At 71.2% G+C, this 25,897-nt stretch carries 28 protein-coding genes; 6 read left to right on the top strand and 22 right to left on the bottom strand.

Annotated elements, in window-relative coordinates; all coding sequences use genetic code 11:
- Positions 1-380: 380 nt before the first annotated feature.
- The 10 genes from FHR82_RS25780 to FHR82_RS25735 form a co-directional block, all read right to left on the bottom strand.
- A complete protein-coding gene (locus FHR82_RS25780) occupies positions 381-1,016 on the bottom strand; it encodes a prepilin peptidase (RefSeq protein ID WP_184813058.1) in 636 nt (211 codons plus the stop codon).
- 74 nt (positions 1,017-1,090) lie between these two features.
- Complete coding sequence (locus FHR82_RS25775; RefSeq protein WP_311771275.1) at positions 1,091-1,651, bottom strand: GrpB family protein; 561 nt, start codon at positions 1,649-1,651, stop codon at positions 1,091-1,093.
- 10 nt (positions 1,652-1,661) lie between these two features.
- The gene (locus tag FHR82_RS25770) at positions 1,662-2,498 is read right to left on the bottom strand and encodes a shikimate dehydrogenase (RefSeq protein ID WP_184813056.1); all 837 of its coding nucleotides are present in this window, start codon (positions 2,496-2,498) and stop codon (positions 1,662-1,664) included.
- Complete coding sequence (mltG, locus tag FHR82_RS25765) at positions 2,488-3,717, bottom strand: endolytic transglycosylase MltG (protein ID WP_184813055.1); 1,230 nt, start codon at positions 3,715-3,717, stop codon at positions 2,488-2,490. The genes FHR82_RS25770 and mltG overlap by 11 nt, the downstream gene beginning before the upstream one ends.
- Positions 3,714-4,202 carry a Holliday junction resolvase RuvX gene (gene ruvX, locus FHR82_RS25760; protein WP_184813054.1) on the bottom strand — a complete coding sequence of 163 codons (489 nt, stop codon included), beginning with the start codon at positions 4,200-4,202 and terminating at the stop codon, positions 3,714-3,716. The genes mltG and ruvX overlap by 4 nt, the downstream gene beginning before the upstream one ends.
- Positions 4,203-4,220: 18 nt before the next feature.
- Positions 4,221-6,890, bottom strand: a complete 2,670-nt coding sequence (alaS, locus tag FHR82_RS25755; protein WP_184813053.1) for an alanine--tRNA ligase — start codon at positions 6,888-6,890, stop codon at positions 4,221-4,223.
- Positions 6,891-6,962: 72 nt separating this feature from the next.
- The gene (locus FHR82_RS25750) at positions 6,963-7,283 is read right to left on the bottom strand and encodes a hypothetical protein (RefSeq protein WP_311771274.1); all 321 of its coding nucleotides are present in this window, start codon (positions 7,281-7,283) and stop codon (positions 6,963-6,965) included.
- On the bottom strand, positions 7,280-7,690 hold the full coding sequence (locus FHR82_RS25745; RefSeq protein WP_184813052.1) for a DUF948 domain-containing protein: 411 nt from the start codon (positions 7,688-7,690) through the stop codon (positions 7,280-7,282). The genes FHR82_RS25750 and FHR82_RS25745 overlap by 4 nt, the downstream gene beginning before the upstream one ends.
- A gap of 74 nt (positions 7,691-7,764) precedes the next feature.
- Positions 7,765-8,574: a TIGR03619 family F420-dependent LLM class oxidoreductase gene (locus FHR82_RS25740; RefSeq protein WP_184813051.1), complete on the bottom strand. Its 810-nt coding sequence runs from the start codon at positions 8,572-8,574 to the stop codon at positions 7,765-7,767.
- Complete coding sequence (locus FHR82_RS25735; RefSeq protein ID WP_311771304.1) at positions 8,571-9,860, bottom strand: replication-associated recombination protein A; 1,290 nt, start codon at positions 9,858-9,860, stop codon at positions 8,571-8,573. Before FHR82_RS25735 ends, FHR82_RS25740 begins: the two co-directional genes overlap by 4 nt.
- Before the next feature lie 115 nt (positions 9,861-9,975).
- Between FHR82_RS25735 and FHR82_RS25730 the strand changes: the two genes are divergently transcribed.
- Positions 9,976-11,079, top strand: a complete 1,104-nt coding sequence (locus FHR82_RS25730; RefSeq protein WP_311771273.1) for an ankyrin repeat domain-containing protein — start codon at positions 9,976-9,978, stop codon at positions 11,077-11,079.
- Here the strand turns inward: FHR82_RS25730 and FHR82_RS25725 are convergent, their stop codons facing one another.
- A complete protein-coding gene (locus FHR82_RS25725; protein ID WP_184813049.1) occupies positions 11,080-11,850 on the bottom strand; it encodes an SGNH/GDSL hydrolase family protein in 771 nt (256 codons plus the stop codon).
- Between the two features lie 64 nt (positions 11,851-11,914).
- Between FHR82_RS25725 and FHR82_RS25720 the strand changes: the two genes are divergently transcribed.
- Positions 11,915-12,487 carry a hypothetical protein gene (locus tag FHR82_RS25720; RefSeq protein WP_184813048.1) on the top strand — a complete coding sequence of 191 codons (573 nt, stop codon included), beginning with the start codon at positions 11,915-11,917 and terminating at the stop codon, positions 12,485-12,487.
- 1 nt (position 12,488) lies between these two features.
- Here FHR82_RS25720 and FHR82_RS25715 read toward each other — a convergent pair whose 3' ends face one another.
- From FHR82_RS25715 to aspS, 5 genes are all read right to left on the bottom strand, one after another.
- The gene (locus FHR82_RS25715) at positions 12,489-12,983 is read right to left on the bottom strand and encodes a methyltransferase (protein WP_184813047.1); all 495 of its coding nucleotides are present in this window, start codon (positions 12,981-12,983) and stop codon (positions 12,489-12,491) included.
- A gap of 54 nt (positions 12,984-13,037) precedes the next feature.
- Positions 13,038-13,499: a hypothetical protein gene (locus tag FHR82_RS25710; RefSeq protein WP_184813046.1), complete on the bottom strand. Its 462-nt coding sequence runs from the start codon at positions 13,497-13,499 to the stop codon at positions 13,038-13,040.
- A gap of 58 nt (positions 13,500-13,557) precedes the next feature.
- Positions 13,558-14,763 carry a hypothetical protein gene (locus FHR82_RS25705; protein ID WP_184813045.1) on the bottom strand — a complete coding sequence of 402 codons (1,206 nt, stop codon included), beginning with the start codon at positions 14,761-14,763 and terminating at the stop codon, positions 13,558-13,560.
- 132 nt (positions 14,764-14,895) lie between these two features.
- Entirely contained in the window at positions 14,896-15,837 is a 942-nt protein-coding gene (locus FHR82_RS25700; protein WP_184813044.1) for a DUF389 domain-containing protein, read from the bottom strand.
- 3 nt (positions 15,838-15,840) lie between these two features.
- Positions 15,841-17,631 carry an aspartate--tRNA ligase gene (gene aspS / locus FHR82_RS25695; RefSeq protein WP_184813043.1) on the bottom strand — a complete coding sequence of 597 codons (1,791 nt, stop codon included), beginning with the start codon at positions 17,629-17,631 and terminating at the stop codon, positions 15,841-15,843.
- Positions 17,632-17,807: 176 nt separating this feature from the next.
- Between aspS and FHR82_RS25690 the strand changes: the two genes are divergently transcribed.
- Both FHR82_RS25690 and FHR82_RS25685 read left to right on the top strand, forming a co-directional pair.
- The gene (locus FHR82_RS25690; protein WP_311771272.1) at positions 17,808-18,845 is read left to right on the top strand and encodes a hypothetical protein; all 1,038 of its coding nucleotides are present in this window, start codon (positions 17,808-17,810) and stop codon (positions 18,843-18,845) included.
- On the top strand, positions 18,809-19,831 hold the full coding sequence (locus FHR82_RS25685; protein ID WP_221464322.1) for an SMI1/KNR4 family protein: 1,023 nt from the start codon (positions 18,809-18,811) through the stop codon (positions 19,829-19,831). The genes FHR82_RS25690 and FHR82_RS25685 overlap by 37 nt, the downstream gene beginning before the upstream one ends.
- Positions 19,832-19,931: 100 nt before the next feature.
- Here the strand turns inward: FHR82_RS25685 and FHR82_RS25680 are convergent, their stop codons facing one another.
- From FHR82_RS25680 to FHR82_RS25670, 3 genes are read right to left on the bottom strand one after another with little or no spacing between them, the layout of a single operon-like run.
- Entirely contained in the window at positions 19,932-21,884 is a 1,953-nt protein-coding gene (locus tag FHR82_RS25680) for an intein-containing Rv2578c family radical SAM protein (RefSeq protein WP_184813042.1), read from the bottom strand.
- Positions 21,885-21,916: 32 nt separating this feature from the next.
- On the bottom strand, positions 21,917-22,177 hold the full coding sequence (locus FHR82_RS25675; protein WP_184813041.1) for a hypothetical protein: 261 nt from the start codon (positions 22,175-22,177) through the stop codon (positions 21,917-21,919).
- Complete coding sequence (locus FHR82_RS25670) at positions 22,132-22,386, bottom strand: hypothetical protein (RefSeq protein ID WP_184813040.1); 255 nt, start codon at positions 22,384-22,386, stop codon at positions 22,132-22,134. The genes FHR82_RS25675 and FHR82_RS25670 overlap by 46 nt, the downstream gene beginning before the upstream one ends.
- 87 nt (positions 22,387-22,473) lie before the next feature.
- On the opposite strand from FHR82_RS25670, the gene FHR82_RS25665 reads away from it, so the two are divergent.
- Positions 22,474-22,836, top strand: a complete 363-nt coding sequence (locus tag FHR82_RS25665; RefSeq protein WP_184813039.1) for an MmcQ/YjbR family DNA-binding protein — start codon at positions 22,474-22,476, stop codon at positions 22,834-22,836.
- Here FHR82_RS25665 and FHR82_RS25660 read toward each other — a convergent pair.
- Both FHR82_RS25660 and FHR82_RS25655 read right to left on the bottom strand, forming a co-directional pair.
- Positions 22,833-23,798 (bottom strand): FAD-dependent oxidoreductase, encoded by a 966-nt coding sequence (locus FHR82_RS25660; RefSeq protein ID WP_184813038.1) that lies wholly within the window; start codon positions 23,796-23,798, stop codon positions 22,833-22,835. The genes FHR82_RS25665 and FHR82_RS25660 overlap by 4 nt on opposite strands.
- Positions 23,799-23,869: 71 nt before the next feature.
- On the bottom strand, positions 23,870-24,523 hold the full coding sequence (locus FHR82_RS25655) for an SRPBCC family protein (protein ID WP_184813037.1): 654 nt from the start codon (positions 24,521-24,523) through the stop codon (positions 23,870-23,872).
- 82 nt (positions 24,524-24,605) lie between these two features.
- Here FHR82_RS25655 and pnuC point away from each other — a divergent pair, with 82 nt between their 5' ends.
- Complete coding sequence (gene pnuC, locus FHR82_RS25650) at positions 24,606-25,238, top strand: nicotinamide riboside transporter PnuC (RefSeq protein ID WP_184813036.1); 633 nt, start codon at positions 24,606-24,608, stop codon at positions 25,236-25,238.
- Here pnuC and idi read toward each other — a convergent pair.
- Positions 25,151-25,738, bottom strand: coding sequence for an isopentenyl-diphosphate Delta-isomerase (idi, locus tag FHR82_RS25645; protein ID WP_184813035.1), 588 nt, complete (start codon positions 25,736-25,738; stop codon positions 25,151-25,153). The genes pnuC and idi overlap by 88 nt on opposite strands.
- Positions 25,739-25,897 lie beyond the last annotated feature (159 nt).

Genomic DNA, 25,897 nt, shown 5'->3' with positions numbered 1-25,897 from the left:
CTCGGGAGTGGTGTGTGGGGCTTGCGGCCCCCGCGCGCGCCTTTCGCGCCTTTCGTGGTTCTGGCGGTGTCCCGAAATGCGTTTCGGGGCGTTCGGTGCCCTGAAAGCGCCTTTTCAGGGCACCGGCGGAGGGCGCGGCAAGCCGGGGAGGACCGGGAACAGCAAGGCCAGGCCAGGTCGGCCGGGCGCGGCCGGGCAAGGCCATGCGGAGCGCGGCCAGGCCGAGTCGCGCCAGGCGAGGCCAGGCGGAGCGGGGACGCGGCCAAGCCGGGCGGGCCAGGCGGGGCGGGCGGGGCGGGATGCGGCCAGGCTCGATGTCGGATGCGCCTCGATCGGTGAGGGCGCGCTCGTTGGGCGCTGACGGTGCTGGGCATGGCCCGTCATCCCTGGATCGCCGGGAAGGTGGCTACCAGGTAGGTCGCCGCCAGTAAGGCCGGGCCGTGGGGGATGCCGGTGCGCCAGGACTCTCGTCGGCGTTTCGGGGCCGCCGCGTTCAGCACCAGAGTCAGGACGGCCGCCAGTGTCGTGCCCACCAGCACCGCGGGCCAGCCCACCGCACCCAGTACCGCGCCCTGGCTGCCGGACAGCTTGACGTCCCCGCCGCCCATCGCCGTTGGCCACATCAGGTGGATCGCCAGGTACATCGTCGTGAGGGCCGCTCCGCCCAGTAGCGCGCCTTCCACTATCTGCCAGCCAGACTGGGTCGCCGCCACCGTCGTCGCCACCGCGACGGCCGGATATGCCGCCAGTGTCAGCACGTTCGGCAGTCTTCGGTGTTTCAGGTCCACCACCGTCAGCGTCACCGCGAACCAGGCCACCACCAACGGGATGGGCAGCCACCACCACGGGAGGTGGCCTGTCTCGGTACGCCAGCCCGCCACGGCCCACAGTGCCGCCACCCCGACGGCACACCATCCTGTATGGACGGACGCACCCCGGCGCAGCCGGGTCAGCAGGGTTTGGGACGCCACGCCGGTGACCGCGCCGAGGGCGGTGAGGAGGAGTGCGAAGTTCATGTGTCCACGGTCCACCGGAAAGCCGTGGGAGACAAGGAGAAGGCCGAGCGAATGGGACTTTCGCTCGGTCTGGTTCAGGCGCCGGCGCGGGCCAGGATCTGTTTCACCACGTCGGATTTCGCGTCCGCGTAGTCCTGCACGTACCGCCAGTCTCGTGTGGCCAGTTCCCGTTTCGTCGCGGCGTACAGGTTCCGGTCGGCTTCGTGCGTGCGCAGCCAGTCGCGGAAGGTCAGCATCCGGGTGATCTCCGCCGCGGCGTACCTGGGTGAGAACACGTGCAGGTTCACGTCGTGGGGTTCCCCTCGGCGGCGCAGCAACCGGTGTTCCAGCCACTCCGGCTCGCGGACCCTCAACGCGTAGCCAGCGGCCTCCAGGTGGGGGACGTACGTGTCCTCGGCCGTCGTGTCGGCCACCTGCAGCAGGATGTCGATGACCGGTTTCGCGGGCAGGCCCGGCACCGAGGTCGACCCCGCGTGTTCGATCGACAGCGCGACAGGTCCCAGGGCGTCGGCGATGCGCACGCGGTCCCACTCGAACCAGTCCGGCCACGCCGGGTCGTAGTCCTCGATCACGATCTTCGTCGCGTGCGGGGTCAGCTCACCGATCGTGATGGCGCGCAACTGTTCCTCGTCCACACAACCCACTCTAGAGCGGCAGCGGCAGGATTCCGCCCGTGGCCGTGTGCAGCGCGTCGCGCATCGACTGGCGGGGCGCGCTCGTGCCGGTGAACTGTTCCACCTGTCCGAAAGCCTGGTGCAGCAACATGTCCAGGCCCGTCGCCACGTGACCGCCCCGCCCGGCCACCGCCGTCGCCAGCGGCGTCGGCCACGGGTGGTAGATGACGTCCAGCAGGAACGGGGTGCCGCCGAGGGCGTCCGGGGAGACCGCGTCCGGAGGTGCCGTGTTCACCAGCACCGACGAACCCGCCACCAGCGCGGGAAAGTGGGCCGACGCCCACGCCACGACCTCGAGTTTCACCTCCACCGCCGCCGCGCACGCCCTGGCCGCGTCGGCGCGGGCGGGGTCGCGCACCACGACCGTCACCGAGGTCACGCCCAGTTCGGCCAGGCCGGCGAGCGCCGCCCTGGCCGTACCGCCCGCGCCCAGCACCAGGCCCGACGTGCCGCCGGCGAAACCCGCGGCCCGCAGGGCACCCGCCACCCCGTCGACGTCCGTGCAGTCCGCCGCCCACCCGCCGGCGCGGCGCACCAGCGTGTTCGCCGCGCCCACCGCGCGGGCGCGGTCGGTGGCCGTCGTGGCCAGTTCCAGTGCCGCGCCCTTGCCCGGCATCGTCACCGACAGGCCGACCCACGACTCGTCCAGGCCCGCCACCAGCGCGGGCAACTCGGACTCCGACGCCTCCAGCCGCGTGTACGTCCACGGCAACCCCAGCGCCTCGTACGCGGCGCCGTGCAGCACCGGCGACAACGAGTGCGCTACCGGCTTCCCGACGACCGCGGCGCAGCGGACGTCAGTAGGCACCGTTCGCCTGGGCCTTCACGCGGTTGTCGTTGTGCTCGTCGTTCGTCACCGCGAAGCACGACGTGCCGTCCTTCTCGCACTTCACGAAGAACAGCCACTCGCCGGGCTCGGGGTTCACGGCCGCCTCGAGCGCGCCCTCGCCCGGCGCCGAGATCGGCGTCGGCGGCAAACCGGTGTTGTCATAGGTGTTGTACGGGCCGACCCGGTCGCGGTCCTCCTCGTTCGTGCGGATCGCCGGGCGGTCCAGCACGTAGTTGATCGTGGAGTCGTACTCGAGCTTCATCGACTCGCGCAGGCGGTTGTAGGTCACCCGCGACACCTTGCCGAAGTCCTTGGTGATGGCCTCTTTCTCCACCAGCGACGCCATCACGAGCACCTGGTACGGCGTGTACCCGGTGTCCTTCGCGACGTCCGGCAGCCCGAACGCCTGCATCCGCGTCGCCGACTCGCCCACCAGCTGCTGCCACAGCTCCTCCGGCGTGGAGCCCGGCTTCACGTGGTACACGCCCGGCATGATCAGGCCCTCGAGCCTGCGCTGCGGCTCCGCCTTGCTGGCGTCGGGGATCGCCCAGTCCGGCACGCCGAGCTTGGCGAGATCCGCGGTCTTGACCGCCTCGGCGAGCTGCTCCGGCGGCACACAGGTGCTCTTGCCGTCGAGTTCCGCGCAGGACGCGTCGGCGAGCATCGCGGTGATGCCCTTCACCACCTTGTCCTGCCCGAGGATGACGTTCTCGAGCTGGGCGCCCGGCTTGATGTCCATGGCACCCACCCGCGACTTCGGGTCGACGATCTTGGACACGGCGGCGGAGCCGGACGCCTTCGTCTTCATCACGTAGTAGCCGGGCTGCACACCCCGCACGTCCGTGTTCGACTCGGCGGCCGCGACGAACGCCCGTGAGCTGGCCACCACACCCGCGTCGACGAGGGTGGCGGCGATGTCGCCGGTCGAGTCGCCGTTGTGCACCTGGATGACGACGTCGCCCTCACCCTGTCCGGCGAAGTCCTCGTAGTCACCGATGCCGGTCAGCTGCTTGTAGCCGTAGTAGCCGCCCGCCGCGATCAGCACGAGCACCACGAGCATGCCGATCCACAGCCCGGTCTTGCGCTTCTTCTTCCTGGGCGGCGGTGGCCTCCGGCCGCCCCGGTCAACGCGTACCGGCCGGTGACGCTCGGTACGTGCCTCGGAGAACAGATCGAGGTCGTCGTCGTGTTGAGTCATCGTTCCTGCGCCTCCGGGGGCATCTGACGTGCCCGCCCGTCCAGCCAGGCCTGCAAGATCTCGACGGCCGCCGCCTGGTCGACCACCGCCCGCTGTTGCTTTCCACGCACTCCGCGGTCGCTGAGCATTCTTGTGGCGCTGACCGTAGTCAAGCGTTCGTCGGCCAATCGCACAGGAATGGGCCGGACCCGCCGCGCCAGCTTCCTGGCGTACGCCGTCGCGATGGCCGCCGCCTTGCCATGGCGGGCCGCGAGCGTCCTGGGTAAACCGACCACCACTTCGACCACCTCGTGCTCGACAACGAGCTCGGCGAGGCGATCGAGGTCGCCGTCCGAGCGTTCGTCGCGAGACAGCGTAACGAGTGGCGTCGCGAGCACCGGACCGGGATCGCTCAGTGCGACCCCGACCCGTACAGATCCGACATCGACGCCGAGCCTGCGGCCGGGTCCCGGATCCCGGTGACCCGGCCGATCAGGTTCGGTCATGACGGCAAGCCGCTCCGGTCACGCGGATACCTCGGAAACCGCCTTGCGCAGCGCCGCGACCGCATCGGGGACGCCCGCCGCGTTGCCGCCGCCGCCCTGCGCGAGGTCGGGCTTGCCGCCGCCGCGGCCGCCGATCGCGGGCGCGAACGAGGGCACGAGCTTGCCCGCCGCGAAGCCCACGTCGCGCGCCGCCGAGGTGGTCGCGACGACGAAGCTGACCTTCTCGCCGTCCGCGGAGAACAGCGCGACGACACCGGGCCGGTTGCCGAGCCGGTTGCGCACCTCGGACGCGAGCTGGCGCAGGTCGTTGCCGCCGATGCCGTCCGGGGTCGCGACCGCGACGAGCGCGGTGCCCCGGATGTCCTCCGCCGCGTCCACGAGCGTGCCCGCCGACGACAGCAGCTGCGCGCCACGCAGCCGCTCCAGCTCCTTCTCCGCGGTGCGCAGGCGTTCCACGGTCTGCCCGATGCGCTCCGGCAACTCGTCGGGCCGCACCTTGAACTGCTCCGCGAGCTGCCCGACGAGCACGTGCTCCCGCGCGAGGAACCGGAACGCGTCCAGGCCAACCAGCGCCTCGACGCGGCGCACACCCGCGCCGATCGACGCCTCGGAGAGCAGCTTCACGACGCCGATCTCGCCGGAACGGTGCACGTGGGTGCCACCGCACAGCTCCTTGGAGTAGTCGCCGATGGTGATGACGCGGACCTTCTCGCCGTACTTCTCGCCGAAGAACGCGATCGCGCCCGACTTGCGCGCCTCGTCGAGGCTGACGACCTCCGAGCGCACCTCGTAGTCGTTGAGCAGCACGTCGTTGACCTCGTCCTCGACGTCCGCGATGACGCTCTGCGGCACCGCACCGCCCGGCGAGGTGAAGTCGAACCGCAGCCGTCCCGGCGCGTTCAGCGAACCCGCCTGCGCCGCCTGCGTGCCGAGCGCACGCCGCACACCCGCGTGCACGAGGTGCGTCGCCGAGTGCGACCGGGACACCGCGCGGCGGCGGGTCCGGTCGACCTCCGCGTGCGCGGTCGCGTCGAGCAGCACCTCGCCGGACACCACCTTGCCGCGGTGGACGTTCAGGCCCGCGACGGGTGACTGCACGTCCTGCACCTCGACGACCCAGCCGTCGCCGACGATCTTGCCGGTGTCCGCGAGCTGACCGCCGCCCTCCGCGTAGAACGGGGTGCGGTCGAGCACGACCTCGACCTCCGCGCCCTCCCCCGCCGACACCGCGGACTGGCCGTGCGAGAGCAGGCCGACGACGCGGGACTCGGTCGTGAGGTCCTTGTAGCCCAGGAAGTCCGTGGTGCCGTGGGTGTCGAGGATCGACCGGTACGCACCGCCGTCGGAATGCCCGACCTTCCGCTGCGCCGCGTCCTGCTTCGAGCGCTGCCGCTGCTCGGACATCAGGCGGCGGAAGCCGTCCTCGTCGACCTTCAGTCCCTGCTCGGACGCCATCTCCAGGGTCAGGTCGATCGGGAAGCCGTACGTGTCGTGCAGCTGGAACGCCTTGTCCCCGGGCAGGACCGTGCCACCGGAGGACTTCGTCTCGCCCGCCGCGAGGTCGAAGATCTTCGAGCCGCTCGACAGGGTCTGGAGGAACGTGTCCTCCTCCTGGCGCACCACACCGTCGATGCGGTCGAACTGCTCGACCAGCTCGGGGTAGGCGGGCCCCATCGTGTCGCGGACGACCTTCGCGAACTCGCCGAGCACCGGCTCGTTCACGCCGAGCAGGCGCACCGAGCGGACGATGCGGCGCAGCAGGCGGCGCAGCACGTAGCCGCGCGCCTCGTTGCCCGGCGTGACGCCGTCGCCGATGAGCATGACGCCCGACCGCGCGTGGTCCGCGATGACGCGGAAGCGCACGTCGTCGATCTGGTTGGCGCCGTAGCGGCGGCCCGACATCTCCTCCGCTCTGGTGATCACCGGGCGGACGAGGTCGGTCTCGTAGACGTTCTCCACGTCCTGCAGCAGGAACGCGACGCGCTCGATGCCCATGCCCGTGTCGATGTTCTTCGCGGGCAGCTCGCCGATCGGCGGGTGGTCCTCCTTGGGGGACAGCTCGCCGCGCTCGTCCTGCATGAAGACGAGGTTCCAGATCTCGAGGTAGCGGTCCTCGTCCGCCTCAGGGCCACCCGACTGCCCGAACGCGGGGCCGCGGTCGTAGTAGATCTCCGAGCAGGGACCGCCGGGACCGGGCACGCCCATGTCCCAGTAGTTGTCCTTGCCACCGCGGCGCTGGATGCGCTCCTCCGGCAGGCCGGTGATCTTGCGCCACAGCTCGAACGCCTCGTCGTCGTTCTTGTAGACCGTCGCCCAGATGCGCTCGGGGTCGAAGCCGTAGCCGCCGTCGGACTGGCTGCCGGTGACCAGCTTCCAGGCGTGCTCGATCGCACCTTCCTTGAAGTAGTCGCCGAAGGAGAAGTTGCCCGCCATCTGGAAGAACGTGTTGTGGCGGGTGGTCTTGCCGACCTCGTCGATGTCGCCGGTGCGCACGCACTTCTGCACGCTGGTCGCGCGCGGGTACGGCGGCGGCTCCTCACCGAGGAAGAACGGCTTGAACTGCACCATCCCCGCGTTCACGAACAGCAGGTTCGGGTCGTCGAGGATCAGTGAGGCACTGGGCACCTGCGTGTGCCCGTTGCTCGTGAAGTGGTCGGTGAAGCGCTTGGAGATCTCGTGCGTGTCCACGGGTCAGTCCTTGGGGTGCGAGAAGGTGCGGAGGTCCGGCGAGGCGGACAGCGCGGCGCTACAGGGCGCGGCTCAGCTGCCCGCCCTGTTAGCTCGCGTACCGGCCGACCTGGTCGGCCTCCGCGTCTCGTCACGGCCGCCGAGGGCACGCCGCGCCACGGGGCTGACCCCGGACCGCTGCTCCACCACCTCGGACAACTCCTCTTCCCGCTCCGACATGCCCGCGCGGACGTCGGCCCCGAAGGACCCGATCGCGCCCGCGAGCTCGCTGATCGCCTCACCCAGGTTACCCGCGATCCCGGCCGGGGTCGCCTGCTTTGCGGTCTCCTTGGCCTTGCGGGACAGGGTGACGCCTGCGACGACACCCACCCCGAGCCAGAAGAGCCGCTTCACGAGGTGGCTCCCTTGCGCTTCCCGCGCCGCGCGTGCTTGCCGTCGGTCTCGCCCTTGATCTTGCGGCGGGCCTTCAGCGCCTTGCTGACGCCGTAGGAGAACGCGGCGGCCTTCACGAGCGGGCCGCCGAGCGTCGCGGTGAACACCGACGTGAGCGCCGAGACGTTGCCGGTGACGGCCTGCGTGTTCGACGTGATGCCGTCGACTCGCTCCAGCTGCGTGTTCACCCGCGTGAGCGTGGTGTTGGCCTCGGAGAAGATCGGGTCGGTGTTGGTGTGCGCCTTGCGGATCGCGATGGTCGCCTCGTCGAGCGTGCGCCCGAGCTTGATCAACGGGATCGCCAGCAGCAGAACGAGCAGCACGAACGCGCCGGCCGCGATCAGCGCGGCGATCTGCCCTGCTGACACAAGCCCTCCAAGGTGTAAGTGGTCTGCGAATGCCGGTCAGGTTACCGCGCGCCACCGACACCGGCCCGTTCGGATCAGGTGATCAGACCGGCGTGTCCGTCCAGCGTGCGCAGCGTGGCGTCGCGGCCGGCGCGGGGCAGCTCCAGCAGTGCCCGTTCGATGCCCGCGTCGGCCAGCCGGGCGAGGACGTCCTTGTCCGCGGGTGCGTTCATCACGGTGACCGGGACGTCCCGGCCCACCTGTTCGCGGAGGGTGGCGATGTCGCCGACGAGGGTGTCCGGGTCGCCGGGGTAGATGGGCAGCCAGCCGTCGGCGTACTCGGCGATCTTGCGCGCCGCCGGTTTCCGGCCGCCGCCGACGAGCACCTGCGGACCGCTGGGCGGTTTCGGCCACGAGTACAGCGGCCCGAAGTCGACGTGCTCGCCGTGGAACTCGGCCTCGTCGTGGCTCCAGATCGCCCGCATGGCGAGCACGTGCTCGCGCAGCACGGCGACCTTCTGCTTCGGGTCGACACCGTGCGCGGCCAGCTCACCGTCGTGCCAGCCCGCGCCGACGCCGATGACCACCCGGCCGCCGGTGAACGCGTCCAGGCTCGCGATGGCCTTCGCGGTCGCGATCGGCTCGTGCTGGGCGGCGAGCAGCACGGACGTGCCGAGCGTGAGGCGTTCGGTGGCGCCCGCGACGACGGCGAGGGTCACGAGCGGGTCGGTGAGCCTCGGGTGCGAGTGCCGCTGGTCGTCGGGCAGGTCCTCGGCACCGGCCACCGGGAGGTTCGTGTGCTCGCCGACGAACAACGCGTCGACCCCGCGCTCCTCCAGCGCACGGCCGAGTTCCACGGGGTGGATGCCGTCCCCGAAGAGGGTGTGCCAGTACCCGATCTTCACCTGTTCCCCCTGATGGCGCGCCGCAGTTTCGGGACCCGCTCGGCGAGTGCGCGCTCAGCGCCGCGCTGGGTCGGCTGGTAGTAGTCCTTGCCCACCAGCTCGTCCGGCGGGTACTGCTGTTCGAGCACGCCCTCCGGCACGTCGTGCGGGTAGCGGTAGCCGGTGGCGTTGCCCAGTTTCTTCGCGCCCGCGTAGTGGCCGTCACGCAGGTGGGCGGGCACGGTGCCGACCGCGCCCTGGCGGACGTCGGCCATGGCGGCGCCGATGGCCGTGGTCACCGCGTTCGACTTGGGTGCGGTCGCGAGGTGGACCGTGGCGTGCGCCAGGTTCAGCGCGCACTCCGGGAGCCCGATCAGCTGCACGGCCTGTGCGGCGGCGGTGGCGGTCTGCAGGGCGGTCGGGTCGGCCATGCCGACGTCCTCGCTCGCGTGGATCACCAGGCGCCGCGCGATGAACCTCGGGTCCTCCCCCGCTTCGATCATGCGAGCGAGGTAGTGCAGCGCGGCGTCCACGTCCGAGCCGCGGATGGACTTGATGAACGCGCTGATGACGTCGTAGTGCTGGTCGCCCTGCCGGTCGTAGCGGACGGCGGCCTTGTCGACGGTGGACTCGACGGTCGGCAGGTCCACCTTCCCGTCGTTGGTGGCGAGTGCGGAGTCGGCGGCCGCTTCCAGCGCGGTGAGGGCGCGGCGGGCGTCACCACCCGCGAGCCGCACGATGTGGTCCTCGGCGTCGGACTCGAGGGTGACCGTGCCGCCGAGGCCGCGGTCGTCGGCGATCGCGCGCCGCACCAGGGCGCGTACGTCGTCGTCGGTGAGCGAACGCAGCTGCAGGACCAGCGAACGGGACAGCAGCGGGGAGACGACGGAGAAGAACGGGTTCTCCGTGGTGGCGGCGACCAGCAGCACGATGCGGTCCTCGACGGCGCCGAGCAGCGCGTCCTGCTGGGTGCGGGAGAAGCGGTGCACCTCGTCGATGAACAGGACCGTGGACTCGCCGGAGTGCGTGAGGCGGCGGCGTGCCTCCTCGATGACGCCCCGCACCTCCTTCACCCCCGCCGACAGCGCGGACAACGCGACGAAACGGCGGCCGATCGCGCTGGAGACCAGCATCGCGAGGGTGGTCTTGCCGGTGCCGGGCGGTCCGTACAGCATCAGCGACGCGGGCGCCGCGCCCTCGACCAGCCGCCGCAGCGGCGCGCCGGGCCCGAGCAGGTGGTCCTGGCCGACCACTTCGTCGAGCGTCGCGGGCCGCATGCGGACGGCCAGCGGCGCGTTCGCGCTCACCCGCTCCTTGCCGCCGGGGTGTCGCTCCCCCTGTGGTGCGGAGCCGGTGTCGAACAGTTCCAGGTCGAGCCCATCGTCCACGCCTGCGACGCTACCCGGGGCCTACGATTCGCCGGTGACCTGGCACGTGTTCCGCGACGATCCCGACTACCTTGCCGAGCGCGCCGACGGCCTGCTGGCCTCGGCACTGGACGGCACACCCTCTGTGGTCGCGGAGTTCGCCCGCTGGTCGGCCCCGCACACACCGGACGGGGCGCGGCTGGTGCTCGCGCGCGGGCACGGCTTCGACGACTGGGAGTCGTTCCTGCAGCCGTCCGCGTTCGCGGCGGCCTACCGGCTGGTCGAGGCACGTGACGTGGACGGGCTCGCGGCACTGACCAACCGGTTCCCCGGCGCGGTGGACGTGGTGGGGACGGGCGGCAACGACCTGCTGGGGCTCGCGGCGGCGACACGCGACGAGCGCCTCGTCACGGTGCTGCTGGCGCGGGGCGCCTACGTGGCGCACGCGAACGTCCACGGCTGGACCGCGTTGCACCAGGCGGGGTACGCGAACCTGCCGCTGATGGCGCGGGTGCTGCTCGACGCCGGGGCACCCACGGCGCTGTCCGCGCGCGGCGACGGCGGGACCCCGCTGGCCGCGGCGTTGTTCTGGGGGCACGTGGAGGTCGCGCGGGTGCTGGCGGCGGTCGAGGTGGTGCCGCACAACCTGCGGACGGCGGCCGGGCTGGACGACGTCGCGTTGCTCGAGTCCTCGGTGCCGGGGTCGGGCCGCGGTTTCTACCGCCCGCACAGCGGTTTCCCGGTGTGGCGGCCGTCGGACTCGCTCACCGAGATCCGCGACGAGGCAGTGAGCTGGGCCGCGCGGTGCGACGCGGTCGAGGCGATCACGTGGCTCGCCGAGCGCGGGGCCGCGCTGGACGCGGACGTGTACCGGGGGACGCCGCTGATCTGGGCGGCGGCGAAGGGCCGGGTCGCCGCGGTGCGGCGGCTGCTGGAGCTGGGCGCCGGGGTGGACGTGCGCGGGACGTTCGGCGGGCCGCGGCACGGGGTGGGTACGACCGCGCTGCACCACGCCGCCGAGTCCGGTCACGTCGAGGTGATCGAGGTGCTGCTTGCGGCGGGCGCGGATACGACGATCCAGGACGAGGTGTACGGGGCCACGCCAGCGGGGTGGGCGGAGCACAACGGGCAGGCGGCGGCGCGGGACCTGCTCGTCTGATCAGCCGTCCTGGCGGAACGGGGTCAGGTCCGGACGTTTCGCCACCCGGCCGGTGCCCGAGGAGATACCGCGGAGGCGGCGGCCGAGCCACGGGCCGAGGAACCCGCTCAGCCACCGCAGTTCCGTGCGGATCACGGTCAGGCGGTCCGGCCGCGGCAGTACCGGGAGCGGGAGGGTCCAGGAGTCGTCGGCGCCGGGGAGCTCCAGCGCGTGGGCCATCGAGTCGGCGATGCGCTGGTGGCCCTCGGGGCTCGCGTGCAGGCGGTCCGGCGACCAGATGCGGGCGTCGGTGGTGACGTCCACCGCGAACGTCTCGACGACCTTCACGCCGTGGCGGGCGGCGGCTTCCCGGATCCGGGCGTTCAACGCGAGCACGCGCGGCAGCAGCGGCTTGGCCAGCGGCGCGATCCTCGCGACGTTGGGGAAGGTGACCGTGCCGACGGTGGCGCCCGCGGCCCGCAGCGACGAGAACATCGCCTCCATGTGCCCGGCGACCAGGTCCACGTCGCACTTGGGGCGCAGCACGTCGTTCAGCCCGGCGACGACGGTCGCGAGGTCGGGCCGCAGCTCGAGCGCGGTCGCGAGCTGTTCGGCGTGGACCTCGCCCGCGAGCTTGCCGCGCACCGCCAGGTTCGCGTAGCGCAGGTCCGGGTTCTCCTCGGCGAGGCGGGCGGCGAGCCGGTCCGCGAAGCCGCGCAGGCCCGTGGTGTCGTCGCCGTCGCCGAGACCTTCCGTCTGGCTGTCCCCGATCGCCACGTACCGCTCGTACACCCGCTCACCTCTCCCTCACGACGTCCGCGCCACCAGCGTATCGCCGCCGGATACCCTCGCCGACGTGCAACGAGCCGCCCGCATCCCCGACGACGTGAAGCTGGTCGTGCCCGCGGAGTCGCGGCACGCGGTGCGCGAGCACGGCCCGACGGTCGCGATCTTCGTCGGGACGACGGCGGTCGCCGCGCTCGGGGTCGCCACCACCTGGTCGGTGGTGTGGCTCGTGATCGGGTCGCTGTGCCTCGCCGGGGTGGTGCTGGAGCTGCTGCTCGTCCGCGCGCAGGTCTCGTTCGGCCCACTGCTCGCGGCGGACGGCGAGCACGTCTGGGTGCGGACGGGCGGGTTCTTCTCGCCGCGGTCCGTGCGCCTGGACTGGCCGGAGGTCACGGTCGTGACCCTGCACCTGTGGCACGGCCGCCGCGGCGTCACCGCCCGCTACCTGTCGTTCGACCTGACCGACGAGGCGAGTGCCGCGCTCGCCGCCGATCCGCGCCTCGCCAGGCGGGCACGGCGGCTCACGCGCACGTTCGGGTCACCGCTCGCCGTCGCGGAGCAGAAGGCACGCGTGCTCGACGACGCGCTGCGGTACCTGCGCGACCTCGCGCCGGAGGACGTGCGGTTCACGCAGAAGACCTGAGTCAGCGCGCCGCCAGTTCGACGATCGCCATCGTGCCGGCGGTGTGCACCGCCGCGACGACGAGCCCCGCACTCTCGGCGCAGGCGGTCAGCTCGGGAACACCGCGGCCCCCGGCACCGTCGGGTTCGATCACGAAGACCGCCCCGTCCTCCCCTGCGGCTCGCGCGCAGTTGCGGAGGATCGCGCACGCGTCGTCGTCGCCCCACTCGTGGAGGACCGAGGACAGGAGGTAGCCCTCCGCGCCGTCCGGCAGTTCGCTGAGGAAGTCGCCGGCCACCGCCTTCGCGCGGTCCGACAACCCGGCCGCCTCGAACATCTTCCGCGCGACCTCCGCCGTGGCCGGCAGGTCGACCACCGTGCCGCTCAGCGCCGGGTACTCGTTCAGCAGCGCGATCAGCAACGTCCCGTCCCCGCCGCCCACGTCCACGACGTGGCCGAGCGCACCCCAGTCGTACGCCGACACGATCGCCGGTGCGTCCACAGTCCGCTCGGTCATCGCGTCTCCCTTCACCGTGTTCCCAACGTACGTCCGGGTGCGGTGCCCCGCAGATCACGGCCCGCCGACGGGACCCTCGGGTAGGACGTCCGCCAGGTAGGCGTCGACGGCGGCGTGCTCCGGCTGTAAACCGTGGCGTACCCACGACGACCGCTCGTGTACGAGGGCGGGCAGCTCCCACACGCAGCCGATCAGCGGTTCGGTCAGCGGCGTGAACGACGTCGGCGCGTCCAGTCCGGCACTGGCACCGCGGCTGTGCACGATCTCGCCGTGCACCCACGCGTACGCCATGAGCCAGACCGCGTCGACTCCCTTGTGCAGCACGGAGAACGCCACCCTCGGCGTGGCGTCGGTCGCCGCCGAGGCAGGCATCAGCTTCGGCAGGTACGCCTCGGCCGCAACCACCACGGCGCCCTCGATCGGCTGTTCGGTGACCGTCACCTGGTACTGCTTGACGCGCCAGTCCCCTGCCGGCGCGACACCCGCTGGGCGGAGGTACCGCTCGGAGAATCCCATGCGCGCACGGTAACGCGGACCACCGACACAACCGTGATCCGCTCGCTCCGCTCGTCCGTCAGCGGCGGAAAGCCGGGTACACGGCCAGGATCGGGTCGTCGTCGAACCACCGCTTGCGCAGCCGGTCACCGACCGCGGCCGCGTGTTCGGCCACCGCGTCCGAACCGGCCAGCAGCGCGTCGTCGGCGAGACGGCGCCAGCGGTCGGTCAGCACGTGGGTCTCCGGCGGGGTGTCCACGGGCAGCGTCGAGTGCGTCTGCGCGGCGTGGGGCTGCGAGAAGAACTGCCACGTGGTCAGCCACACCCAGAACAGCTGCGCGTCGAGCAACGCGGGCAGCAGCACGGAGTCGTCGTCCAGGTCGGGCCACACGACCCGGACCTCGGCGCGCCAGCCCGCGAGCATCGCGTCGGTCATGCCGTTGGGCAGCGCGAACGGGCACCAGCACGACGGGAACGGCACCCGGAGGTAGGCCGCGTCGAAGATCGCGTTGCGCACGCAGCCGCCCTCGAGGTCGAGGAAGCGCACGCCACGGCTGGTGCTCAGGTTGTTGTCAGGACAGGAGTCCGACGGGCTGAACGCGCGGTGCCTGCCCGTTTCGAGCAGCTTGCGACTGCGTTCCGCGCACTCGAGCACGGCGACGGACGTGGTGACGCCCAGTTCCTCCGCCAGCAGGTCCGGCAGGTCGTTCAACGCGGCGGCGCCGTCGATGGAGAGCGGGTCCTTGAAGTCCGGGACCGTCAGGCGCCGCTGCAGCGCGTCGAAGTCGGCCTCGCGGCCCGCGGTGGTCGCGTGCAGCCTGCCGAGCGACCGCGAGTACGACAGCAGCGCGCGTTCCGCACCGCGTGCGTCGTCACCGAGGAGCTTGTCCGCGAGGGTCGGCGCGCGGCCGAGGTCCTCCAGCACCAGCAACCTGCTGACGGGATCATGCGCGAACAGCTCAGGGCACATCCGGTCCTCGGACGCGAGCGCGGTGAACAGCTGGTAACTCGCCGCCTCCCGCACGAAGCTGTCGCAGTGCTCGTCGAGCGGCGCGAGGTAGCGCTTGAGCACGAGTGTTCTCGGCAGGGAGAACGGGCTCTCCGCCACCCGCACCCGCACCACGCAGGAACGCGTGGAGCCACCGAGATCCTCCGGCTCGGTCAACCGGATCCGGGCGCCGAACCGTCTGCTGAGCACCGATTCGGCCGCAACCACGGTCGCCAGTACTTCGGGGTCCGCTTCGCCACCAAGTGTCGGTGGGTCGGCGGCGGTTTCCACACTCATCTCCTCAGACCCTACTCCCGCTCGTACCACCGACCGTAGTCATGTCCATCGATCAAGTAGCCATTGTTCTTCGGATAAATAACGAAAACAGCTTCGTGTCAGGACTGTTGCGACTGGGCGGGAAGGTGGGGCTCAGCCGTTTGAGAGTGGACGGCCCGAGTCCGTCGTGGTCCACGTGGCGCGGCGCAGCAGGAGCACGACAGCAGCGGCGAGGACGATGCCGACGAGGTTGATGACCAGCTGCGCGAGCGACTCGACGGCCCGGGACCATTCGCCGAGGATCGCGGCGATGCTCGCGTAGCCTGCCGCCGGCACGGTGGTGACCGAGATGAACACGCCGACGAGCGCCGCGGACTTGGCCGACGTCATCGACAGCATCCCGGCCGCCCCGGCGAGCAGCGCCACGATCAGCGACCACGGGCCGACGTCGAACACGAAGTCCACCTCGTGCTCGCCGCGCAACGCGGACGCGTCGAACAACCCGGCCGCGCTGCCCAGCGCCGTGCCGCCCGCGGTGATCAGCATGGCGAGCGGGAACGCGATCGCGATCGCCAGCGACGCCCTGCGCACGAGGTCCCAGCGCCGGCGCACCAGCCCGACCGCGATCGCGGCCAGCGGCCCGAACTCCGGCCCGACGACCATCGCGCCGACGAGCGTCACCGGCGAGTCGGTGATCACGCCGACGGCCGCGAGCAGGCACGCGATCGCCAGGAACGCCATGAAGGTGGCGTTGAACCGCGACTCCTCGCCGGTCCGCGCGAGCAGTTCCTCCCACACCACGGCGTCGGCGCCGTCACCCGGCGCCGACTCCTCCGCCCGGTCGGCGGCGTCGGACAGCGCCGTGTCGATCTGCTCGAGCGTGATGGCGCCGGTGTGGTCGAGCCCGAGCGAGCACAGCACCGAGATCAGCTCGTCGGCCGCCTCGCGGGCGACGTCGGCCTCGACCACGTCGCCCGCGGGCTGGATGGCGGCGCCAGGCAGGAACACCACGTGCGCCACGCCCGGGTGCTCCCGCAGCTCGGCGACCACCGCTTCGGTGTGCTCCGGCGGGCTGACCACCCGCAGGTGCAGCACGCGTTACGCCTTGTCGGCCTTGGGCTGCTGCGGCTTGACGTCCACACCGGCCTCCTTGCGCTGTTCCGGCGTGATCGGCGCGGGCGCGGCCGTCAGCGGGTCGTAGCCGCCGCCGGTCTTCGGGAAGGCGATGACGTCGCGGATCGACGGCTCGCCCGCCAGGAGCATGACCGTGCGGTCCCAGCCGATGGCGATGCCGCCGTGCGGGGGCGGGCCGAACTTGAACGCCTCCAGCAGGAAGCCGAACTTCTCCTCGGCCTCCGCCTCGGAGATGCCCATGACCTCGAAGACCCGCTTCTGCACGTCGACGGAGTGGATACGGATCGACCCGCCGCCGATCTCGTTGCCGTTGCAGACGATGTCGTAGGCGTAGGCCAGCGCGTTGCCAGGGTCCTCCTCGAACCGGTCGATCCAGTCGGGGGTCGGCGAGGTGAACGCGTGGTGGACGGCGGTCCAGCGGCCACCGCCGACCGCGACGTCACCTGAGCTGCGGGCGGCCTCGGCCTCCTCGAACAGCGGCGCGTCGACGACCCACACGAACGACCACGCCGACTCGTCGATCAGCCCGAGCCGGTGGCCGATCTCGACGCGGGCGGCGCCGAGCAGCGCACGGGCCTCGGAGGGGGTGTTGGCGGCGAAGAAGACGCAGTCGCCGGGGTTGGCTCCGGTGGCCTTGGCGAGCCCCTCGCGCTCGGCCTCGGACAGGTTCTTGGCGACCGGGCCGCCGAGCGTGCCGTCGGCGCCGACGAGGACGTAGGCGAGGCCCTTCGCGCCGCGCTGCTTGGCCCATTCCTGCCACGCGTCCAGCTGGCGGCGCGGCTGGTCGGCGCCGCCCGGCATGACGACCGCGCCGACGTACGGGGCCTTGAACACGCGGAACGGCGTGTCGGCGAAGTACTCGGTCAGCTCGGTCAGCTCGAGGCCGAAGCGCAGGTCCGGCTTGTCGGTGCCGTAGCGGGCCATCGCGTCGGCGTAGGTCATCCGCTGGATCGGCAGCTGGATCTCGTGGTCGGCCAGCTCCTTCCACAGCGCCGCGATGACCTTCTCGCCCAGCGCGATCACGTCGTCCTGCTCGACGAAGCTCATCTCGATGTCGAGCTGGGTGAACTCCGGCTGGCGGTCGGCGCGGAAGTCCTCGTCCCGGTAGCAGCGGGCGATCTGGTAGTACCGCTCCAGGCCACCGACCATCAGCAGCTGCTTGAACAGCTGCGGCGACTGCGGCAGCGCGTACCAGGAGCCGGGCTGCAGGCGGGCGGGCACCAGGAAGTCGCGGGCGCCTTCCGGGGTGGAGCGGGTCAGCGTCGGGGTCTCGACCTCCACGAACTTCTCGGCGTGGAGGACGTCCCTGGCGATGCGGTTGGCCTCGCTGCGCATGCGCATGGCCCGCGCGGGGCCGCCGCGGCGCAGGTCGAGGTAGCGGTGGCGGAGGCGGACGTCCTCGCCGACGGTGAGGTGCTCGTCGAGCTGGAACGGCAGCGGCGCGGCCTCGCTGAGCACGGTCAGCTCCGTGACCAGGACCTCGACCTCGCCGGTGGCGATCTCGGGGTTCTCGTTGCCCTGGGGCCGCTTGGCCACCTCGCCGACGACCTTGATGCAGTACTCGGCGCGCAGGCCGTGCGCGCGCTCGGCCATCTCACCTTCGCGGAACACCACCTGCGCGACGCCGGACGCGTCACGCAGATCGACGAAGATGACCCCACCGTGATCGCGCCGGCGGGCAACCCAGCCGCTCAGCGTGACGGACTGTCCGGCGTGTTCGGCGCGAAGCGTCCCGGCCTCGTGCGTGCGGATCACGGCGTGCTCTCTCCTGTCGAGGGATGATGTGCTGATAGAGGCTAGCCAACGGCGGCACTGTTCCGTCCAGCAGGTTTCCGGCGCTACGATCACCGTGAGCACCGAAACGGTCACGCGTGGATTTAACGTGTTGGCTACCACGGCCAGCCGGTACGTCGTAGGGTGTTGGTTACCAGGTGGTAGGTAGGGACAACTGGGGAGAACGCGAGGAGACCACGATGGGTGGCGGCGCGACCCGCGAACCAGTTCGAGAGCTGCACCGAACCGGCGAGATCAGGCGTGCGCTCCCCCACCCGGTGGACAGCCTCGCGGCCGATGCTTTTCCGACCGCGCTGCGCACCGCCATCCAGGCCAGTGGGCTCAGCCTCGATCGCATCCAGTACCGGTTACGCGCCCGTGGCGTGTCGGTCAGCGTGACGGCGCTGAGCTACTGGCAGTCGGGGCGGCGCAGACCGGAACGAGCCGAGTCGCTGGCGGCGCTCGGGCATCTCGAGTCCGTGCTGGGTGTCGCACCGGGCTCACTGATCGCCCTGCTCGGGCCACCGCGCCCGCGCGGCCGTGTGCAGCGGGAGTCGTCGCGGGTACCGATCCCGTCGCTGTTCCCGGGCAGTGAGGCGCTGTCGAAGCTGCTCAAGCGCATCGACTTCACCACGGAGACGGCGCTGACGAAGCTCTCGCAGCACGACCGCATGGACGTCGCGGCCGACTGGGGCGAGAAGCGGATCGCGGTGCGGCAGGTGCTGCGTGCCGAGCGCGACGGCGTCGACCGGACCGTCATGGTGTACGACCTCGAACGGATCGGCAGGCCGTTCCCGGACGTCGTGGCAGGCCAGTCGTGCCAGATCGGCCGGGTCGCCCGGGACGAGGACGCCGGCCTCATCGCGGCCGAGATCCTGCTCGACGCACCCCTGGCCCGCGGCGAGACGGCGATCGTCGAGTACGCGCTCAACCACCCCGGCCCGCCCTACTCACGCGGTGACGACAGCTACTGCAGGCGGTTCACGACGCCGGTGCGTGAGTTCGTGCTCGAGATGCAGTTCGACCCGGACGCCCTGCCGGCGTACTGCGAGCTGTACACGGTCAACCCGGAGGAGCAGACCACGACGCGGCGCAAGGTCGAGGTCACACCCAACGGCCAGGCACACGCGGTCGCGCTCGACTTCGGTCCGGGCACGTTCTGCGTGCGCTGGGACTGGCCGAGGGAGCGCACCTGACCGATCCCGAGCTCACGGATTTCTGGGACGACCACCCGTACTCGCTGGCGCACTACATCGAGCCGCCACCGAGCGATGAGCTGATCGCCTCGATCGAGGAGGAGCTGGGCGGGTACCGGCTGCCCGCGGCTTACGTCGACCTCGCGCGCGGCCACAACGGCGGCATGGTGCGGCGGTGCTGCCACCCGCTTCCCGACGACGCCTATCTCATGATCACCGGCCTTTACGCGATCGGCCGGACCGCGGACTACTCGCTGTGCGGGCCACTGGGATCGACGTTCATGCTGCGTGAGTGGGGATATCCGCCGATCGGTGTCGGCATCGCGGACACCCCGTCCGCGGGCCACGAGCTGATCATGCTCGACTACCGCGCCTGCGGCCGCCGCGGCGAGCCCCGGGTCGTGCACGTCGACCAGGAAGCCGACTATCGCGTCACGGCGGTCGCACCGGACTTCGCGACGTTCGTCGACGGCCTGGTTCCCGAGGACGAGTTCGACACCGCCGAGGAGGACCGCTTGGAGGCCCTGACCACGGTCGAGCGCGGTTCCTTGTCGCCGATCGTGTCGCGTGCCCTGGCGGCGTCCCGGCTACCGGACGGGGAGCGGGCGCTGCGGGCGCTGGGGCGCCGGATCGTCGACGAGAAGGGCTATTTCTCACTGCACGCCGACGAGTCCTCACTGCTCATGTACCGGCTTCTCTTCTGGCTGTACTCCCACCTGACGACGGCGTCGTCCTTCGAGGACTTCCTGCGCTACGACAGGGACAGGCCTTCGTACGACCTGCCCTGTTACGAGCTGATGATCGTGTTCTCGCTCGTCGCCGAACCGTATGGATTCAGCACGGACGGGTTCGCGGAGGGATTCATCCGCGACTGGTGGGACGACGAGGTCACGTCCGGCGCGATCGTCGCGGTGGCCGATGGCTACCGCCTGACTCCGGTCGCGGAGGAACAGTTGCTGCATCGCCTCAGCTTCGTCGTCGCGTGAGGTGACGACACACGTCGATCACCGCGGTCGATGCCGGACGGGATGCTGATCGCGAGGTACGCGAGGACAGGCGCCTGTCCTCGCACGTGCCCTCACGTCATCACAGCAGCGACAGCTGTTCCTGCCGCACCGGTTCCGCGGCCTTCGCCGGGTCGGTCAGGCTGCCGTCCGGCCAGCCAGGTTCAGCCGTGTCCACAGGCCGCGTCGCTTTCGGACCCAGGCCGTGCCTGCGTAACAGCGGGCCGACCCTGGTGCCCAGCCAGCGGCGGTAGCGCACGTCCGCGTTGCTGCCTTTGGCGTAGATGCGGCGGTACTCCGGCACGAGCCGTGGGTGTTCGCGTGCCAGCCACGCGGCGAACCACTCTCTCGCGCCCGGGCGTAAATGGAGTGGCAGCACTGTCACGCCGGTCGCCCCGGTGTCGGCGATCGACGACAGCAGTGCGTCCAACTGCTCTACCGAGTCGGTTAGACCAGGTAACACCGGGGCCACGAACACACCGCAGGGCAGGCCGGCCTCCACGATCTTGCGGACCAGCTCCAGTCTCGCCTGGGGACTTGCCGTGCCCGGTTCCAGCTTGCGTTGCAGTTCCCGGTCCACCAAGGCGATCGACACGCCAACACCCACCTCGACGTCCTTGCTCACCTCGGACAGGAGTGGCAGGTCGCGGGACAGGACCGTGCCCTTCGTGAGGATGCTGAACGGGGTGCCGCTGCCGGCGAGGGCTCGGATGATCCCCGGCATCAGCTGGTACCGGCCCTCGGCGCGTTGGTAGGGGTCGGTGTTGGTGCCCATCGCGACGGGTTCGCGGGTCCAGCGCGGCGAGCGCAGTTGGGTGGCCAGCACCTCGGGTGCGTTGACCTTGACCACGATCTGCGAGTCGAAGTCCTCGCCGGCGTCGAGGTCGAGGTACTCGTGTGTGCGGCGGGCGAAGCAGTTGTGGCTGACGACGCCGTTGGCGATGAAGTCGCCGGTGCCCGTGGTGATGTCGTACAGCGTCAGTTCCAGGCCGAGTGGCTCGATCGTCGCCACCGCGAGCTGCGCCGCAGAGCGCAGGACGACACCGTTCAGCTCGTTGGTGCCGGTGTGCGCGGGGTCCACCGAGTGCAGGAAGCGCAGGTGCTCCCCCAGCCCGCCGGTCAGCCGGAAGCGGCACACGCCGCTGCGGTGCCCCGCCTCCTCCACGACGAAGGCGAAGTCGAAGCGCCGCAACGCCGCGACGACCTCCGGCAGCACGGCGCGGCCAGTGCGACCGACCCGCAGGCGCCCCCTGGAGTAGTCCCCGTCCACGTCGAACACGCCGGCCAGGAAACCCTTGTGCCACTCCTCGCTCGGCACATCGGGACGCTGGATCGGCAGGCTGATCGACTCCTCCCCGGTCAGGAACTCCCTGGCCCGTTCGAGCACCCTCGGGTCGACCGGCTCGCCGTGCCCCGCCGCGATGCCGGCCAGGTAGCCGCACTGGTAGTCCTCGCCGCCTTTGGGCGGGGTCGCGAAGTGGCCGGTGCCGACCAGCCGGTCGCCCGGCACGAGGATCCGCCGCTCGTCCTCGCACGCGCCCTCCGCGACGTGCCGCCAGCCGCGGTCGGTGAGGAAGCGGTGATCGCCGCTGGCGATGAGCTGTGTGCCGTCGCGCAGCGTGACCCGGAACGCGGGCTTGTGCGTGGTCCAGTGCGCGAGCACCTGGGTCGCGACATATCTGCGCCGGTTGCCGACCCGCTCCGTGCCGTAGATCCGGTCGCCCGCGCGCAGCCCGGACAACGGTCTGGTGCGGCCGTCGGCCATCAGGATCGGGGTGTCCCCCGCGAGGCAGTACCGGCAGGCATGACTGCACCCGCGGTACGGGTTGACCGTCCACCCGAACGGCATCCGCGACTGGCCGGGCACCTTGTTCAGCACGGACTTGGCCCGCACCTCGTGGAAGACGACGTTCGCGAACTCCGGGGTGCGCACGCTGCGCACCAGCCCGGGGAGACCGGGCAGTGTCTGCTGGCCGCCGTTGCCACCGGGGCCGTCGTTGCCGTCATGATCGACGCGCTGGCTTTCCCATCGCACGGGGCATAGTCGAACACACGTTCGAACTCGTGTCAATTCGAACGCATGAGCAGTGTGGACAACGCCGCTACCAGGAACAACGCGGCTGCGACGAGGCCGGTCAGGTGCAGCCCGGACACGAACGCCCGCGCGTTCGACGCAGTGCCCGCGACCGCTCCGAACGCCGGGGTGAGGGCAGCGAGCCCGAGGCCCCAGAGCAGCAGCGCGGGCAGGAGCACCTGGTAGGACGAGTCCGCCCGCAGCCCGGTCAGCAGCGCGAACCCGGCGGCCGCGAGGAGGAGACCGGCGACCATCGGTGGCCGTGGACGTCGCCGACGGTGCCGCCGACGAGGAGCAACCCGGCGATGGCGATCGCGTAGCCGTCGACCACCCACTGGAGGCCGGCCGGACCGGACGCGAGCGCGCCGCCGATGTCCGGGAGCGCCACGTTGACGACGGTGACGTCGAGCAGGACCAGGAAGTACCCGGCGCACATGACGACCAGTAGCGGCGAGCGGACCATGCTCCGAGTGTCGCGCCGGAACCGTTCGGTGACAGGCGAACTCTCGCCGCGCCCGGAACTGTCGGTGGTGCGCGCTAGCGTCCTCCCATGTCCGAGAACCTGCTCCGCGAGCGGGTCGCCGCGATCGTCGCAGAGCTGCCGGAGGCGACGTGCACCGGCGACCGGCACCTGACGCTGGCCGTGCGCAAGAAGACGTTCGGCTACTTCCTCGACGACCACCACGGCGACGGGGTCATCGGGGTGGCGTTCAAGGCGGCACCCGGTGAGCAGGGCGCGCTGGTGACGTCGGACCCGGAGCGCTTCTACGTGCCCGCGTACCTCGGCGCCCGCGGCTGGGCGGCGCTTCGGCTGGACGTGGGCGAGCCCGACTGGGCCGAGGTGCGGGAGCTGCTCACCGACGCGTACCGATTACAGGCGCCGCGCAGGCTCACCGCGCGGCTGGACGGCTAGCGCAGCCGGCCGGCCAGCTCGGTGACCTCGCGGGCGCAGCCCCACGAGAGGCTGACGCCGTTACCGCCGTGCCCGTAGTTGTGGACGCACCACCCGGTACCGAGCTGTTCGGTCTCCACGCGCACCGACGGCCGGTCGGGGCGCAGGCCGGTGACGACCTCGATCACCTCCGCGTCCCGTAGGCGTGGCGCCAGCGCGCGGACCCGCGCCAGGATCCGGTCGGTGATCCCGGGTTCCGGTGTGCGGTCCCAGCGGCCGGGGATGCGCACGCCACCGCAGACGACGCGGTCGCCGTGCGGGAAGTAGCTCGTCCACTCGTCGGCCATCGACAGTTCCATGAACAGGAGGTCCAGACCTGGGTTCGTGACGACCACGTGCTGCCCGAACACCGGGCGAACGCTGTCGTCGCCGAAATCCGTAGCGCCGAGACCGGCGCAGTTGACGACCAGCGGCGCCTCGCGGACGGCCTCGTCCAGCGAGGTCACGGTCCCCTGCTCGACCACCACTCCCGCCGCCGCCAGGCGTGCGGTCAGGTGGTCGAGGTAGCGGGGCATGTCGGCGAGCGGCATGACCGCGCGGAAGCCACTGGCGAAGCCCGGCGGGAGCTCGGCCGGCTCGCACGCGCGAAGCTCGGGGATGGCGCGTGCCTGCGGCGGCGGGTCACCGGCGGGCATGGTGCTGACGGTGAGGGTCTGCGCCATGCGCACTCCGGACCCGGGGTCCTCGGCGAGCGCGGTGAAGTCGGCGAGGGACCGGTCGGTCCACGCCATGGTCTTGGCCATGGGCTCCTGGAACGACGGCCCCCACAGCGCGCCCGCGACCTCGGACGTGGTGTCGTGCGGGAGGTCACGCGCCAGTACGCGGACGGACCAGCCCGCGTCGGCGAGACAGATGGCGGTGGTCAGGCCGCTGACCCCCGCGCCGATCACGAGCACCTCGTTGTCCGTGGCAAGCGAGTCCATGGCAGCCGAGCCTACGAGGCGGCTGCCCGCCGGACCACGCGAGCGGGCAGCCGGCCACCTTCAGTCCCCGGTCAGTCGCCGGCCGGAGGCTCGGGCGGGGTCGTGTAGAAGGCCATCACGCGTGCCGCCGCGGCCTCCGCGGCCGCCTCGTCGGTGCCCGACTCGACGTGGGCGGCCCGCCAGCGATCAGCCGCGGCCGTCACGAACGCGATGCCCTCGGGCGACAGGGTCCACGCCTCGGCGTTCTCCGGGGTCACGGCCGGGGCGCCGGGCGCCAGGTGGTTCACCAGGCCCCAGAGGGCCAGGTCCCAGCCGATGCCGGTCGCGCCGGGGCCGTACTGCGCCCACAGGTCGTCGTCGACGTGGGCGGTGTGCTCCAGCTCAAGGCGGGTCCTGCCGTCGGACTCCGGCGCGACCCGGACCTCGATCCAGCTGACCATCCCGTTGAACTCCCACGTCGCGAAGAAGCTCTTGGGCGGGTCGCAGCGCTCGACGGTGCCACCCGCGTTCCCTTCGAGCTGGTAGTGCCCGCCCACCTTCAGGTCGCCGGTGACCGGCAGGAACCACCTCGGGAGCCGCTCTGGGTTGGTGCACGCGTCCCACACGTCGTCGACGTCCGTGTCGTAGGTCTGGCTGATCGTCGCGACGCGTGCCTCCCCCTGGCCGAACACGCGGCTGCCGATGTGGCGGCTCACCGCGTTGATCTGCTCACCGACATCGATCATCGGGGGTCTCCTCTGGTGTCATTGGTCGGGGACAGCACCGTATCGAGTCCCACTTATATAAGTCAACACTAAAGGGGCATGGGTGGACATCGTCGAGATCCTCGGGTTCGTGTCGGGCGCGTTGTGCGTGTGGCTCGTCGCCAGGCAGAACATCTGGAACTGGCCCATCGGGATCGCGAACAACGTCATGTTCCTGATCCTGTTCTGGACGGCCGGGATCTACGCGGACGCCGGCCTGCAGATCGTCTACATGGGGCTCGCGCTGTACGGCTGGTGGGCCTGGCTACGCGGCGGCGTCCAGCACACGGCGCTGACCGTCACCCGCACGACCCGGAGCCAGTGGCTCGTGCTCGGCGGCCTCGGGGTGCTCGGCACGGCCGGGCTGACCGTCCTGCTCGACACGGTGACCGACTCGACCGTGCCGCTGCCGGACGCGATCACGACCGTGCTGTCCCTGCTCGCCACGTGGGGGCAGGCACGCAAGAAGCTCGAGTCGTGGTGGCTGTGGATCACGGCGGACGTCATCTACGTGCCGCTCTACGCCTACAAGGACCTGTGGCTTACCGCGGTCCTGTACGTCGGCTTCCTCGCACTGTGCGTGCTCGGCCTGCGCAACTGGCGCGCCGACTACGCGACGACCCTGGCCGCCGCAGGCAGTCCGGCCTCGTCCGCGACCGGCCAGGTCAAGGGGTCCGAACCCAGCGCCACCAGCTGATCGACCTGCTCCCGGCACCACGGCGACACGGTCAGCTCGCCGCCGGTCACGAGGCTGACGAACAGCGGCCAGGACATCCAGCCGTACTCGTCCACCTCGTCCGGCGACAGGTCCGGCGCCGTGTCGGTGACCGCGCGGAACACCGGGCACAGCTCGTTCTCGACGGTGCCGTTGTCCATCACCGCGCGGTACCGGAACTTCGGCAACAGCAGGTCGACACTCGGCGCCGCGGGCAGGCCCAGCTCGTCGGCGAGCCTGCGCTGGACGGCGGCCACGAACGGCTCGGACGGCCCGGGGTGACCGCAGCAGCTGTTGGTCACCACGCCCGGCCACGTCTTCTTCCCCCGCGCCCGCCGCGTCACCAGCAGCTCACCGCGCGAGTTGAACACATAGCACGAGAAGGCGAGGTGCAGGGGCGTGTCGAGGTGGTGCACCGTCGCCTTGTCGGCGACCCCGATCCCGTGCCCCTGCTCGTCGAGCAGGACGACCTGTTCTGTCACTTCACCGAGGATAGCCGCACGGCAGCCACGGCTCGCTCCGCAAGCTCCGCTCAGCACCCTTGGCTCGCTCCGCAAGCTCCGCTCAGCACCCTTGGCTCGCTCCGCAAGCTCCGCTCAGCACCCTTGGCTCGCTCCGCAAGCTCCGCTCAGCACCCTTGG

The organism is Actinophytocola algeriensis, from assembly GCF_014203735.1.
In the GTDB taxonomy this organism is placed as follows: domain Bacteria; phylum Actinomycetota; class Actinomycetes; order Mycobacteriales; family Pseudonocardiaceae; genus Actinophytocola; species Actinophytocola algeriensis.
The sequence above is the reverse complement of the archived record's forward strand: the minus strand, read 5'-3'. Positions and strand labels throughout refer to the sequence as shown.